This window comes from Micromonospora sp. DT47 (assembly GCF_049844475.1).
Lineage (GTDB): Bacteria > Actinomycetota > Actinomycetes > Mycobacteriales > Micromonosporaceae > Micromonospora.
Window position 1 is genome coordinate 50,898 of record NZ_JBNCLC010000020.1, and the last position, 13,811, is coordinate 64,708.

The following is a 13,811-nucleotide window of genomic DNA, read 5'->3' on the forward strand; positions in this document are numbered from 1 at the left end:
GCGCGCCGGGCGCGACTCGCCGGTGGCCGGACGGGGTCGCACCCGGCGCCGAGGATGTCGCGGAAGATGCGTAACCCCCGGATGGGGGCGTCGTTGAGTCTGATGTCGGAGCGCTGATTCAGCGCGAGGACGGGAGCGGCCGATGCCCTGTCGGTCGAGGGGTGGCGGCGGGGCATCGTGCATAGAAGGGCCGGGCGTGTGAGGGGTGCGTCCGGCCCTTCCCCCTGCCCGGATTTCGGCGCCGGTCCGGCCCCGCGGATGTTCGTGATCGACTCCGTATCGGCGACATCGCGGCAACGCGACCGGACACCGCAACTTCGACATGGCGAGGAACAGGTCCCGGCGGCATCCCGCCAGGGGGACAACCGCCACTCGCGCGCAACGGGGTCGGGCCGGACGAGGGGCCCGTCAGGCGACGGCCTGCGCCACGTTCGTCCGGACCCACTCGACGATCGACTGGGTGGTCGCGCCCGGGGTGAAGATCTTCGCCACGCCGAGCTGCTTCAGCTCGGGGATGTCGGCGTTCGGGATGATGCCGCCGCCGAACACGACGATGTCGCGGGCGTCCCGCTCGCCGAGCAGCTCCAGCACCCGGCGGAAGAGCGTCATGTGCGCGCCGGAGAGCACGGAGAGGCCGACCGCGTCGGCGTCCTCCTGGATCGCGGTCTCCACGATCTGCTCCGGGGTCTGGTGCAGGCCGGTGTAGATGACCTCCATGCCCGCGTCGCGGAGGGCACGCGCGACCACCTTGGCGCCCCGGTCGTGGCCGTCAAGGCCGGGCTTCGCGACGACGACCCGGATACGAGAGCTCATCAGCGCACACCTTTCACGGGCTCCGCGACTTCTCACCTGAACGAACGGTAACCCGGCCGACCGGGGGCGGGACAACCGGGCCACACCATTACCGCCCGGCCGGTCGGCCGGGAAGCGGGACACCTCCGCCGAACGGTCACTCTGCGCGACGAACGGGCAGTACCAGGGACAGCCGTCCGGTGTCCCGAGCTATGACAATGGTGGACGGAAAGGGACAGAAAGATTCACCGGTTCGGCGGTTCCGCTTGTGACGGGGGCGGCGGTTGGCTAACGTGTCCACGGTTGTCATCAGGTCCACGGACGGGTGATGACGCGATCAACGGACGTTCGACCGAGCTTCATCGAACGGCCGGAGATCGCATCGGATCCCCGACAACGGAGGGTGTGCGTGCGCCAGCGCCTGTCGTCTGAGCCCGATAGATATCGCGGCCGCCGCCGCGTACCCACCCCGCCGCGGAGCCGCTACGCGGCGGTCGTCACGACCGCGTTCGTCGGCGCCGGCGTCGTCGCGCTCGGCGCGGGCGCCCTCCCAGACGCCAAGAGCGTCAGCCCGTCGGTCCTCGACGAGCTCAAGCAGGCCTCGGTCACCAGCCAGGACGCGGCGGCCCGGGCCGACTCCGCCGACCGGGCGACCCGCGACAACGACCGCGGCGCCGTGGCGGAGTCCACCGAGCAGGACCCGTGGCTCCTGCCCCTGCAGGGCTACGACTTCAAACAGCCGTACGGCATGCGCTGGGGCAAGCTGCACACCGGCGTCGACCTGGTCGCGCCGGAGGGCACCCCGTACGTCGCCATTCACTCGGGCACCGTCACCAAGGCCGGCTGGTTCGGCGGCTACGGCTACGCCGTCATCGTCCAGCACACCGACGGCAGCGAGGCCATCTACGGCCACTCCTCCTCGGTCAGCGTCCAGGAGGGGCAGCAGGTCAAGGCGGGCGACCAGCTCGGCCTGGTCGGCAACACCGGCCACTCGTACGGTTCGCACCTGCACCTCGAGATCCATGTCAAGGGGCAGCCGCTGGACCCGGTGCCGTGGCTGCAGGACCGCGGAGTGGACATCAAGCTGCAAGTCGAGGCGTATTACAGCGAGGTAGCGGCGTCCTGACGCTCCGTATCGCCCGATGACCGCCCGGATCACGCGATCCGGGCGGTTTTTCGTGCCCGGAAGTCTGTTGGGTCACAGTCATGAATGTGAGCGGCGACACGATGTCGCAAGATCACCTATCTGGACGTAATCCCCGGCATCGGGACAAAGGCGGACAGCGCCCGTCACCGCGCACGGTTACCCGACGGTACCCGTACCCACCGCCGGCCGGTCCCACACCCAGGATGGTCGGGTCCCCGTCCCCCTGAGTGTGTGAAGGCCGGCCGCGTGCAGAAAGACAGCAACCCCCGCAACGAGAAGACCGCGGTCGCCCCGGGCCGGCACCGGCTGCGCAAGCGTCGCGGCGGGCGCTCCCTCGTCGTCGGCGCCGTCGCGCTGGTCGGTCTCGGCCTCGCCGGCGTCTCGACCGTCGCGTTCGACCGCGGCCACCACGCCCCGACCGCCACCGCCGTGGCGCTCGACGCGCAGGCCCGCGCCGAGGCCGCCGAGCGGGCCGACCGCTCCGACCGCGAGCCGGTCGCCTCCGTCAGCCCGGCCAGCCCGTCGGCCACCCCGAGCCCGACCACCGCCAGCCCGACGGCGAGCCCGAAGCCCACCCCGACGCGGAAGGCCACGCCGAAGCCCACGCCCACGCCCACGAGGACGGCGAAGCCGAAGCCGTCCTGGGTGATCCCCATGAAGGGCGCCGAGATCACGTCCTGCTACGGGCAGCGGTGGGGCACCCTGCACGCCGGGATCGACTTCGCGATGCCCGCCGGCACGCCGATCCACGCCGCCGCAGCCGGCACCGTGGTCAAGGCCGGCGACGCCGGTGACGGGTACGGCAACTCGGTCTTCATCGACCACGGCAACGGCTACCTGACCCACTACGCCCACCAGAGCAGCCTCGAGGTCACCGGCGGCGAGAAGGTCAGCGCCGGCGAGGTGATCGGCTACGAGGGCTCCACCGGCGACTCCACCGGCCCGCACCTGCACTTCGAGGTGCACCAGGGTCAGATGTGGAACCAGATCGACCCGGCGCCGTTCCTGCGCGCCCGAGGCATCGACGTGCCCTGCTGACGGCGCGCTGTAGTTCTCATTAGATCTTTCGGACCGGGCTCCTGCTGGGCCTGGGCCCGGTCGCGCTGCTGGTCGCCAGCGTCTATCCGGCCTGACGGGCGGCCCGCGTCGCGCCCACCGAGGCGCTCGCCACGCCGCAATCCCCGTGCCTGCCCGGCCGGCCACCTACCTGGCGCTCGCCGGCTCACGACGGCCGGCCCGGCTCGCGGGGCGGGAAGGGTCGTCGTACCCGCCCGGGCTCTCGGGTTCTTGGACGTCCCAGGTGAGCAGCTGGCGCCAGAACTCGGCGATGGCGTGGGGATCGTGGGCGTCGAAGGTGGTGTGGGACAGACTCAGTGCCATGCTGGATTCCTTTCAGGGTGATGGGTTGTTTCGGCGTCACGGAGGGCTTGGGTGGTGACCCGGGAGGCGAGCAGGAGCGCGGCGAGCACGAGTCCGAGGGCTGCGGCGATGAAGGGGGCGCGGATCCCCAGGCTGCGTCCGAGCAAGCCGCCGGCGAGGGCTCCGAGGGGGACGACACCCAGGACGACCAGGCGGTAGGCGGCGGTGACGCGGCCGAGGAGTTCGTCGGGGACTGCTGCTTGGCGCAGGGTGCTGACGACGATCTGGTTCAGCGAGGTGGCAATGGCAGCGCAAAACATGCCGGCAAGGGCGAGGGGTGTGTTGTGACCCAGGCCGAGGATGGCGTAGCTCGCGGCCGGGGCGAGGGCGGCGAGCCAGGTGATGGGGCCGCCGCCGATGCGGGGCACGACGTGTTCGGCGAGCAGTGAGCCGGCGATCGCACCGGCGGCGGGAACGGCGACGAACAGGCCGTAGCGCGACATGGGCATTTGGTACGGGCCGGTGATCAGCAGAACGAGCAACCCGCCGGTGGCCGAGCCGAAGAAGTTGATTGCCGCCGAGATGAACGCGACTCGGCGCAGCAGGTCGTGGCGCCAGAAGTGGGCCCATCCGGAGCGGATGTCCTGGGTGATGGTGGTCGGGGTCGAGCGGCGGCGCTCCTGTTCCTCGCTGGTGGGGCGCAGCGCGGGCAGCAGCAGAGCTGCCAGGCCGGCGAGGGCGAACGCGGCCGCGCCGGTGTAGAAGGCCGCTGATGCTGCCAGCGCGAACAACGCCGCCCCGGCAGGCGGACCGATGAAGGTGTTGATGACGGACTGGGTCGCGAACAACCGGCCGTTGGCGCGCTCGAGCTGCTCGCGTGGCAGGAGACGGGGCGGGATGGTCAGGGCGGCGTTGTCGACCATCGTCTCGGCGCAACCGGCTAGGAACACTGCGGCGTAGAGCAGCGCGACGTGGCGCCATCCGTCCGCCAAGGCCACGGCGAGCAGCGCGAACCCGGCCGCGCGCAGCCAGTTGCCAGCGGTAAGTATCCGACGTCTGTCCACCCGGTCGGCCATCGCGCCGGCGGGGAGGGTTGCGACCAGCCAGGGCAGGAACTGCACCACCGTCATGCCCGCCACCACGAGCGGGTCACGGGTCAGCGTGGCGACGAGCAGCGGCGCCGCGGCCTGCAGCAGCCCGTCGGCGAGGTTTGAAGACGCTTGGGACGCCCACAGTGCAGTGAACGATCTGCGTGGGGCGGCGGCAGGCACGATCAGTCTCCTGGTGGTGTTCTCATGGGTGATTGGCCGATTAGGAATGAGCATGCCAGTGGGTCGTCTCACATGCAACAATGCTTTTGGCCATGAGAGGAGCTGATGGTGAGGTTCGGCCACATCGCGGGCGACCGCATGCTCGACCTGGTGAACACCGTTGACTGGCGCCTCGGCGGGTGCGAGCGCACTGAGAACCTGAAGACCTTCTCCGACGTCGTCGACTGGTGCATCGAGTCCGACCTGATCAGCGGAGACGAGGCCGTGGCCCTGCGCGACCTCGCCGGCCAGGACGACGCCCGGGCCGAGCGGGAACGGCAACAGGTCATCGAAGCGCGCGAGAGGGTCTACGCGGCTCTCTTCGAGGATGACCCCGAAGCCGCCGCAGACGTCGCGAGCATGTACCGGGCGGCGATCGCCGCAGCCGACCTGGTCCGCACGGGCGACCGCTGGCAATGGCGAGACCGGGAAACCGACCTCCGCTTGCCCCGCAATCGCATCGTCCGCGGGCTCGTGGCTCTCACCCAGCGCGACGACCTCGACCGCCTCCACCAGTGCGAAGACGCCAAGTGCGGCTGGGTTTATCTCGACACATCACCGCGGCGGAACCGCCGCTGGTGCAACACGAAGGACTGTGGCGACCGCAACCGCGCCCGCGCCTACTACGCCCGACAGAAGGCGAGGAGCCATCGGCCCTGATTCATTCACCGCCTGTGATCGTGGACCCACGACGCCGAGACTCAATCAACGTCCCCGGTCAGTACATCTAGGCCCGGTCAGGTGGTCAACAGCACGCCCGCGTACGACACCCCGGCGACGACCGCCCAGGAGCTCAGCCCCAGAGCGGCGGCCCGCCCCCCGGTGCGGGCAAGCGTGGGCAGGTGCACCGCGCTCCCGAGGGCGAACAGTGCCGCGGTGAGCAGGATCTCCTGCGCCAGGGACGCGCCGACGAGCACACCCTCGGGGAGCCAGCCGGTACTGCGCAACCCGATCATGGCGAGGAAGCCGACGACGAACAAGGGCACGAGCGACGGCCGCCGACTCCGCGGCCCGTCGCCGTCCGCGCCCTGCGTGCCGGCGCGAAGCGCCCGCCGCCCGAGGCCGAACACCACGGCGGCGACCAGCGGCGCGAGCAACGCCACCCGCATCAGCTTCACCAGGACGGCATCGCCGAGGGCCGCCGGGCCGGCGGTCTGCGCGGTGGCGACGACCTGCCCCACGTCGTGCACGCTCGCTCCGACCCAGCGTCCGAACTGCACGTCGTCGAGCCCCAGCGGCTGTTGCAGCAGCGGAAGGACGGCGACGGCCAGCGTGCCGCAGAGCGTCACCAGGGCGACCGAGGCCGCGGCGTCCTCCTCGTCGCTGCCGGTCGCCGCGCTGACCGCGCCGATCGCCGAGGCGCCGCAGATCGAGTAGCCGGCGGCGATCAGCAGCGGTTGATCGCCGCGCAGGCCGAGACGGCGGCCCAGCCACCACGTGCCCAGGAACGTCGCCGCCACCACCGCGACCACCATCACCATGGTCGGCCACCCGAGCTCGCGTACGTCCTGCACGCTCAGCTTCAGCCCGAGCAGCACGATGCCCAGCCGCATCAGCCGCTTGCCCGCGACGCTCAGCCCGGGCCGGGCCACGCCGCGCACCCGCTCGCGGACGACGGGTAGGTGGGCGGCGGCGATCCCCAGCACCATGGCCGCGGTCAGCGCCGGCACGGCGGGCAGTGCCCAGTGCGCCGCCCAGGCGCCGGCGGCCCCGGCGCTCGCGGCCAACAGGCCGGGCAGTACGGCCAATCCCCCGCCCCGGCCGGGCCCTTCGTGGTCGCTCAGAGCTTGTCGATCGGGGCGTGCCGGAGCACCAGCCACAGGGTCTGGTCACCGAAGTCGATCTGCGCCCGGGCGCCCGGGCCGTGCCCCTCCACGGCGAGCACCCGGCCCAGCCCGTACCGCTGGTGGTTGACCCGGTCCCCCGCCGACACCTTCGGCCCCTGCGGCAGCTCGCTGGCGGTGGCCAGCCGACTGCCGTCGACGCCGAGCCGCTTGGCCAGCTGCGCCGCCTTCGGCGTACCCCCGGCGAAGCCGGCACGCCCGCCGGGCGCGCGGTCCGCGCGGCCGCCGACGCCGCCGCCCCCGCCGGCCCACGAGGTGTACGACCCCTCGGTGCGTTCCCAGCGGACCAGCTCCGGCGGCAGCTCCTCCAGGAACCGCGACGGCGGGTTGTAGGCCGGCTGCCCCCAGGCCGAGCGGGTGACCGCCCGGGAGAGGTAGAGCCGCTGCCGGGCCCGGGTGATGCCCACGTACGCCAGCCGGCGCTCCTCCTCCAGCTCGCGGGTGTCGCCCAGCGAGCGCAGGTGCGGGAAGACGCCGTCCTCCAGGCCGGTCAGGAAGACCACCGGGAACTCCAGGCCCTTGGCGGTGTGCAGGGTCATCAGGGTGACCACGCCCTGGTGGTCGGGGTCGTCGGAGGGGATCTGGTCGGCGTCGGCAACCAGCGCGACCTGCTCCAGGAAGCCGGCCAGGGTGGCCCGCTCCCCCTCCTCGCCGAGCGCCTCGATCCGCTCGGTGTACTCCCGGGCGACGCTGACCAACTCCTGGAGGTTGTCCACCCGGCCGGCGTCCTGCGGGTCCAGGCTCTCCTCCAGCTCGGTCAGGTAGCCCGAACGGGTGAGCAGGGCCTCCAGCACCTCCTCCGGGGTGCCGGTCTCGGCCAGCTCGCGGGCGCCGTCGAGCAGCGCGACGAAGTCGGCGATGCCGTTGGCCGCCCGGGTGGAGATGCCCGGCGCGTCCTTGGCCCGGCGCAGCGCCGCGCCGAAGGAGACCCGGTCCCGGCTGGAGAGCGCCTCGACGCATGCCTCGGCGCGGTCACCGATGCCCCGGCGCGGGGTGTTGAGGATCCGGCGCAGGCTGACCGTGTCGTCGTCGTTGACCACCGCGCGCAGGTAGGCCAGCGCGTCGCGGACCTCCTTGCGCTCGTAGAAGCGCACCCCGCCGACCACCTTGTAGGGGAGGCCGACCCGGATGAACACCTCCTCGAAGACCCGGGACTGGGCGTTGGTGCGGTAGAAGACCGCGACGTCGCCGGGACGGGCATCGCCGGCGTCGACCAGCCGGTCGATCTCCCGGGCCACCCAGTCCGCCTCGGCGTGCTCGGTGTCGGCCACGTAGCCGACGATCTGCTCGCCGGCCCCGGCGTCGCTCCACAGCCGCTTCGGCTTGCGGGAGGTGTTCCGGTCGATCACCGCGTTGGCCGCGTTGAGGATCGTCTGGGTGGAGCGGTAGTTCTGCTCCAGCAGGATCGTCCGGGCGTCGGTGAAGTCCCGCTCGAACTCCAGGATGTTGCGGATCGTCGCGCCGCGGAACGCGTAGATCGACTGGTCGGCGTCGCCGACCACGCAGAGCTCCGCCGGCGCGATCCCCTCGGTGCCGGAGACCAGCTCCTTGATCAGCGTGTACTGCGCGTGGTTGGTGTCCTGGTATTCGTCCACCAGAACGTGCCGGAACCGGCGGCGGTAGCTCTCGGCCACGTGCGGGTGCGACTGGAGCAGGTGCACCGTCGTCATGATCAGATCGTCGAAGTCCAGCGCGTGCGCCTCGCGCAGCCGACGCTGGTAGAGCGTGTAGGCCTCGGCCAGCGCCCGCTCGTTGGGCCCCGTTGCCCGGGCGGCGAACTCCTCCGGGTCGACCAGCTCGTTCTTCAGGTTGGAGACCTGGGCGGCCAGCCCGCGCGCCGGGTAGCGCTTCGGGTCGAGGTCGAGCTCCCGGGCGACGAGCTGCATCAGCCGGCGCGAGTCGTCCGCGTCGTAGATCGAGAAGGTCGACTTCAGCCCGGCGTGCTCGTGCTCGGCCCGCAGGATGCGTACGCAGGCGGAGTGGAACGTCGACACCCACATCAGCCGGGCGCGCGGGCCGACCAGGTGGGACACCCGCTCCTTCATCTCGCCGGCGGCCTTGTTGGTGAAGGTGATCGCGATGATCTCGCCGGGGTGCACGTCCCGCGCGGCGAGCAGGTAGGCGATCCGGTGGGTCAGCACCCGGGTCTTGCCGGAGCCGGCGCCGGCCACGATCAGCAGCGGCGAACCGGCGTGGGTCACCGCGTCCCGCTGGGGGCCGTTGAGGCCGTCGACCAGGGCCTGCGGATCCAGCCGGGCGGCACCGGGCCCCGGCCGACGCGGCGGGGTGCGGGCCGGCTCGGGCGCGGGCGGGGACGCGGGGATGTCGAAGAGAGGATGCATCGCACGGCGAGTCTATGCCGCCCGCCGGACACTTCCCGCCCGCGCACGTCCGGCGCGGGGCAGCCGTCACCGGTCCCGGACTGAGATGAACCTGCACCAGGGGCGACGGGGCGCAGGTCGCGCTGACGCGCTCGTCGCCTACCTCGGCGCGGGCACCCCGGTCGCCCCCGGCCCGGCGGACCGGATCACCCGCCTCGGCTGAGGCGGCGCGGCGCGGCGCGGCGCGGCGCGGTCCCGGGCCGCCCGGGACCGTGCCGCGTCCCACCTGTTGGCCGGAATCCTTGCGCGGCCGGGTCGCCGGTCGGCATACTCGACGGCGTGATCGCAGCGCGCTTCTACTTTTACTACGGCACCGGGAGTCCGGCAGCCGTAGGTCGCGCCTGATCGACAAGACCTGCGAAAGCCCCGGGCTCGGAGAGCCCGGGGTTTTTTCGTCCCGGGATCCGGGCACCGGGCCCGACACCCGAGAGGGACGAACGATGATGACAGACGTGGTGGAGTCCAGCGGCAGCCTGGCGCGCGACGACCGGGGCGGCAGCCGCCAGGCGGCCGCCCGGACCGGCACCGACGACACGGCGGCGGCCGGGCGGATCGTGGAGATCCGGGAGCGGATCGACGAGATCGACCGCACCATCATCGCGCTCTGGCAGGAGCGGGCCGCCCTGTCCCAGGAGATCGGCGCGACCCGGATGGCCTCCGGCGGCACCAGGCTGGTGCTCTCCCGGGAGCGGGAGATCCTGGAGCGGTTCCGCCAGGCGTTGGGCGCCGACGGCACCCAGCTCGCCCTGCTGCTGCTCCGCGCCGGCCGAGGGCCGCTGTAGGGCAGCGCGCTCGGGCACGGGCCGCCGCGAGGCCGCAGGCCGCGATGCCGGGAGCGGCGGCAGCCGGGCGGCCTCTGCCGGCGTACCCCGGGAGGCGCCGGCGACCGACGGACACCGCACCGACGCGATCGACCCCGGATACGGCGAAACCGCCTGCCGGCGTCGTGCTGACGCCGGCAGGCGGTCCGGACCGCGACCACACCTAGTGGGTGACGACGATCTCCCGCTTCTCCGCGAAGTGGCAGGCGCTCGGGTGGTCCGAGCCCCGCCGGATCTGCAGCAGCGGCGGCTCCTGGGCGCAGATGTCCTGCGCCTTCCAGCACCGGGTGCGGAACCGGCAGCCCGAGGGCGGGCTCACCGGGGAGGGGACGTCACCGGTGAGCCGGATGATCGCCTTGTTGTTCCGCAGCGTCGGGTCCGGCACCGGCACCGCCGAGAGCAGCGCCTGGGTGTACGGGTGGGTCGGCCGCTCGTAGATCTCGTCCTCGGTGCCGACCTCCACCAACTTGCCCAGGTACATCACCGCGACCCGGTCGGAGAGGTGGCGCACGACCGACAGGTCGTGGGCGATGAAGACGTACGACAGGCCGAGCTCCGACTGGAGCTTCTCCAGCAGGTTCATCACCTGCGCCTGGATCGAGACGTCCAGGGCCGAGACGGGCTCGTCACAGATGATGATCTCGGGCCGCAGGGCGAGCGCCCGGGCGATGCCGATGCGCTGCCGCTGACCGCCGGAGAACTGGTGCGGGTACCGGTTGATGTGCTCCGGGTTGAGGCCCACCAGGTCGAGCAGTTCCTTGACCTTGTCCCGGCGGCTGCCCTTCGGCGCCACCTCCGGGTGGATCTCGAACGGCTCGCCGATCAGGTCACCGACCGTCATCCGCGGGTTGAGCGAGGTGTACGGGTCCTGCATGACCAGCTGGATCTGCCGGCGCAGCCGGCGCAGCGCGCCACCGGAGAGCTTGGAGATGTCCTGGCCCTTGTAGTGCACGCTGCCGGCGGTCGGCTTCTCCAGGTTCATCAGGACCCGGCTCAGCGTCGACTTGCCGCAGCCCGACTCGCCCACCACGCCCAGCGTCTCGCCGGCCTTCAGGCCGAACGAGACGCCGTCGACGGCCTTGACCTGCCCGATGGTCCTCTTGAACACGATCCCCTGGGTGACGGGGTAGTGCTTGACCAGGTCACGTACTTCGAGGATGTTCTCAGTCACGGTTCACCAGCTCCTCGGCGAAGTGGCAGGCGCTGGCCCGACCGGCGCCGATCTGCAGCAGCGGGGGGACCTTCTCGCGGCACACCGGCTGCGCCATCGGGCAGCGCGGGTTGAACGGGCAGCCCGGCGGGATGTTCATCAGGTTCGGCGGGAGTCCCTTGATGGTCCGGAGCTGCTGGCCCTTCTCGTCCAGCCGCGGGATCGAGTCGAGCAGGCCGAGGGTGTACGGGTGCGCCGGCTTGGCGTACAGGTCGTACACGTCGGCTTCCTCGACGATCCGGCCGGCGTACATGACCGCGATCCGGTCCGCGACGTCGGCGACCACGCCGAGGTCGTGGGTGATCAGGATCAGGCCCATCCGCCGCTCCCGCTGGAGCTCGCCGAGCAGGTCCATGATCTGGGCCTGCACGGTCACGTCCAGCGCGGTGGTCGGCTCGTCGGCGATCAGCACCTCCGGGTCGAGCGCCAGCGACATCGCGATCATCGCGCGCTGCCGCATACCGCCGGAGAACTGGTGCGGGTAGTTGCTGAACCGGTCCTTGGCGTTCGGGATCTTGACCTGGTCGAGCATCTCGATCGCGCGCTTCTTGGCGTCGGCGCGGCCCATGCCGCGCCGGATCCGGAACTGCTCGGCGATCTGGAACCCGACGGTGAAGACCGGGTTCAACGCGGAGAGCGAGTCCTGGAAGATCATCGCGATGCCCTCGCCGCGGATGCGGCGGCGCTCCTCGGCGGACATCTTGAGCATGTCCTTGCCATGGAAGCGGACCTGACCGCCGGTGACGAACCCGGGCGGCATGTCGAGGATGCCCATGATGGTCTGCGCGGTGACGCTCTTGCCGGAGCCGGACTCGCCGAGCACGGCGAGGGTCTCCCCCGCGTCGACGTGGTACGTGACCCCGTTGATGACCTTGGCGACGCCGTCGCGGGTGCGGAACTCCACCCGCAGGTCGTCGACCTCGAGCAGCCGGCCGGATGGGCGGCCGGATCCGTCGGCGCCGGGCGCGGACTGCTCGGACACGAGAATGTCGGACAACTCAGTCTCCCCTAGCGGAGTTTCGGATCGAGGGCCTCGCGGACCGCCTCACCGAGCATGACGAAGCTCAGCACGGCGGTGACGAGGAACGCGGAGGGGAAGAAGAGCAGGAAGGGCGAAACCCGGATGTACTGCTGCGCTTCATTGATCATGATGCCCCACGACACCACCGGGCTCTTCAGCCCGATGCCCAGGAAGGAGAGTGTAGCCTCCGCGCCGATGAACGAGCCGATCATGATCGTCCCGTAGACCAGCAGCGGCGCCAGGCAGTTCGGCAGCAGGTGCTTGAGGATGATCCGGCTGGTGCTGGCACCCATCGCCCGGGCCGCCACGATGTAGTCGGCCTCCTTGGTGGCGAGCACCGAGGACCGCATCAGCCGCATGACCACCGGCCAGGTCAGCAGGACCAGCGAACCGATCACCAGGAACTTGATCTTCCACTCGCTGTTGCTGGACCCGGCACCGTTGAAGGTGGTCAGGATGACGATCGCGCCGAGCACGAACGGCAGGCCGAAGAAGATGTCGGCGATCCGGGAGAGCAGGCCGTCGACCCAACCGCCCCGGTAGCCGGCGATGATGCCCATCGTCCCGCCGATCAGCAGGGTGCCGATCGTGGAGAGCAGCGACACCACGATGGAGGCGTTGGCACCGTAGATGACCCGGGCGTAGACGTCCCGGCCCTGCACGTCGAACCCGAACCAGTCCTCGCCGGAGGGCTCGACCCGGCTGCGGGCCAGCGCACCGTTGGTCGGGTCGCCCGAGGTGAACAGCGACGGGAAGACCGACATCAGCACGAAGAGCACGATGAACGTGGCGGAGATCCAGAACAGCGGCTTGCGCCGCAGGTCCCGCCACGCGTCGCCGAGCAGGCCGCGGGGCTTCTCCTTCTTGGCGCTCTCCGGCAGGCCGGCGTTGGTCGGCGCGCCGATCTCGGTCGGCTGCTCCGGGCGGGGGGTGCTGACGATCGAAGCGGCACTCGGGTCACTCATAGCGAATCCTCGGGTCCAGGGCGGCGTAGAGCAGGTCCACCAGCAGGTTCATCAGGAGATAGACGAGCACCAGGACCACCACGATGGAGACAACCGTAGCGCTCTCCTTGGTGACGATCGCCCGGAGGACGGTGCGCCCGATCCCGTTGATGCCGAAGATGCCCTCGGTGATGATCGCGCCACCCATCAGGGCGCCGAGGTCGGTGCCGAGCAGGGTCACCACCGGGATCAGCGAGTTGCGCAGCAGGTGGATGCCGACCACCCGGCGCATCGGCAGGCCCTTGGCGATCGCGGTCCGGACGTAGTCCGCCCGGCGGTTCTCCGCGATGCTGGTGCGCGACACCCGGGCGATGTACGCCATCGACGCGCTACCTAGCACGAAGCCTGGGAGGATCAGTTCGGAGAGGCGCATCTCGTTGGAGACGGTGGGGGTGACGATGCCCCACTTCACGCCGAAGAGCCACTGGAGCACGAAGCCGACGACGAAGACCGGCAGCGCGATCAGGAAGAGCGTGGAGACCAGGACCAGGTTGTCCAGGAAGCCGTTGCGGCGCAGGCCGGTCAGGACGCCGGCGGTGAGGCCGATGACCGCCTCGATCGCCAGGGCCACCGCGGCCAGCTTGAGGGTGTTCGGGTACGCGGTGGCGATGATCTCGCCCACCGGCCGCCCCGACCAGGTGGAGCCGAAGTCCCCTTGCAGGAGGTTCTTCATGTACGTGGCGTACTGCACCCAGATCGGCTGATCCAGCTGGTACTTCTCGGTCATCATGGCGATGTAGTTCTCCGGGCAGCCCCGATCACCGCACTTGCCGGCGAACGGGTCACCGGGTACCGCCCAGACCAGCGCGTAGATCATTAACGTCGTCCCGATGAAGACCGGGACGAGTTGGAGCAGCCGTCTCACCAGATAACGGCCCATGGGGTGGTCCTCCAGACAGGGGGCGCGTCGGACGGCCGACAC

Annotated in this window: 13 protein-coding genes; 4 read left to right on the top strand and 9 right to left on the bottom strand. The window is 71.0% G+C overall.

Annotated elements, in window-relative coordinates; all coding sequences use genetic code 11:
* Positions 1 to 408: 408 nt before the first annotated feature.
* On the bottom strand, positions 409 to 813 hold the full coding sequence (locus tag ACLQ2U_RS24780) for a cobalamin B12-binding domain-containing protein (protein WP_425753158.1): 405 nt from the start codon (positions 811 to 813) through the stop codon (positions 409 to 411).
* Positions 814 to 1,201: 388 nt separating this feature from the next.
* On the opposite strand from ACLQ2U_RS24780, the gene ACLQ2U_RS24785 reads away from it, so the two are divergent.
* Together ACLQ2U_RS24785 and ACLQ2U_RS24790 are read left to right on the top strand one after the other, a co-directional pair.
* Positions 1,202 to 1,918: a M23 family metallopeptidase gene (locus tag ACLQ2U_RS24785; protein WP_425753159.1), complete on the top strand. Its 717-nt coding sequence runs from the start codon at positions 1,202 to 1,204 to the stop codon at positions 1,916 to 1,918.
* Between the two features lie 267 nt (positions 1,919 to 2,185).
* Positions 2,186 to 2,977, top strand: coding sequence for a M23 family metallopeptidase (locus ACLQ2U_RS24790; RefSeq protein WP_425753160.1), 792 nt, complete (start codon positions 2,186 to 2,188; stop codon positions 2,975 to 2,977).
* Between the two features lie 165 nt (positions 2,978 to 3,142).
* On the opposite strand, the gene ACLQ2U_RS24795 is transcribed toward ACLQ2U_RS24790, so the two are convergent.
* Both ACLQ2U_RS24795 and ACLQ2U_RS24800 read right to left on the bottom strand, forming a co-directional pair.
* On the bottom strand, positions 3,143 to 3,319 hold the full coding sequence (locus ACLQ2U_RS24795) for a VOC family protein (RefSeq protein ID WP_425753161.1): 177 nt from the start codon (positions 3,317 to 3,319) through the stop codon (positions 3,143 to 3,145).
* Positions 3,310 to 4,569, bottom strand: coding sequence for an MFS transporter (locus tag ACLQ2U_RS24800; protein ID WP_425753163.1), 1,260 nt, complete (start codon positions 4,567 to 4,569; stop codon positions 3,310 to 3,312). The genes ACLQ2U_RS24795 and ACLQ2U_RS24800 overlap by 10 nt, the downstream gene beginning before the upstream one ends.
* 105 nt (positions 4,570 to 4,674) lie before the next feature.
* Between ACLQ2U_RS24800 and ACLQ2U_RS24805 the strand changes: the two genes are divergently transcribed.
* The gene (locus ACLQ2U_RS24805; protein WP_425753164.1) at positions 4,675 to 5,268 is read left to right on the top strand and encodes a CGNR zinc finger domain-containing protein; all 594 of its coding nucleotides are present in this window, start codon (positions 4,675 to 4,677) and stop codon (positions 5,266 to 5,268) included.
* Between the two features lie 77 nt (positions 5,269 to 5,345).
* On the opposite strand, the gene ACLQ2U_RS24810 is transcribed toward ACLQ2U_RS24805, so the two are convergent.
* The gene (locus ACLQ2U_RS24810; RefSeq protein ID WP_425753165.1) at positions 5,346 to 6,356 is read right to left on the bottom strand and encodes a YeiH family protein; all 1,011 of its coding nucleotides are present in this window, start codon (positions 6,354 to 6,356) and stop codon (positions 5,346 to 5,348) included.
* Between the two features lie 32 nt (positions 6,357 to 6,388).
* Entirely contained in the window at positions 6,389 to 8,794 is a 2,406-nt protein-coding gene (pcrA, locus tag ACLQ2U_RS24815; RefSeq protein ID WP_425753166.1) for a DNA helicase PcrA, read from the bottom strand.
* A 479-nt stretch (positions 8,795 to 9,273) separates the two neighbouring features.
* Here pcrA and ACLQ2U_RS24820 point away from each other — a divergent pair, with 479 nt between their 5' ends.
* Complete coding sequence (locus ACLQ2U_RS24820; protein WP_425753167.1) at positions 9,274 to 9,615, top strand: chorismate mutase; 342 nt, start codon at positions 9,274 to 9,276, stop codon at positions 9,613 to 9,615.
* A 202-nt stretch (positions 9,616 to 9,817) separates the two neighbouring features.
* On the opposite strand, the gene ACLQ2U_RS24825 is transcribed toward ACLQ2U_RS24820, so the two are convergent.
* From ACLQ2U_RS24825 to ACLQ2U_RS24840, 4 genes are read right to left on the bottom strand one after another with little or no spacing between them, the layout of a single operon-like run.
* Positions 9,818 to 10,825 (bottom strand): ABC transporter ATP-binding protein, encoded by a 1,008-nt coding sequence (locus ACLQ2U_RS24825; RefSeq protein WP_425753169.1) that lies wholly within the window; start codon positions 10,823 to 10,825, stop codon positions 9,818 to 9,820.
* Entirely contained in the window at positions 10,818 to 11,846 is a 1,029-nt protein-coding gene (locus ACLQ2U_RS24830) for an ABC transporter ATP-binding protein (RefSeq protein ID WP_425753218.1), read from the bottom strand. The genes ACLQ2U_RS24825 and ACLQ2U_RS24830 overlap by 8 nt, the downstream gene beginning before the upstream one ends.
* Positions 11,847 to 11,872: 26 nt before the next feature.
* Entirely contained in the window at positions 11,873 to 12,850 is a 978-nt protein-coding gene (locus ACLQ2U_RS24835) for an ABC transporter permease (protein ID WP_425753170.1), read from the bottom strand.
* Positions 12,843 to 13,769 (bottom strand): ABC transporter permease, encoded by a 927-nt coding sequence (locus ACLQ2U_RS24840; protein ID WP_425753171.1) that lies wholly within the window; start codon positions 13,767 to 13,769, stop codon positions 12,843 to 12,845. Before ACLQ2U_RS24840 ends, ACLQ2U_RS24835 begins: the two co-directional genes overlap by 8 nt.
* Positions 13,770 to 13,811 lie beyond the last annotated feature (42 nt).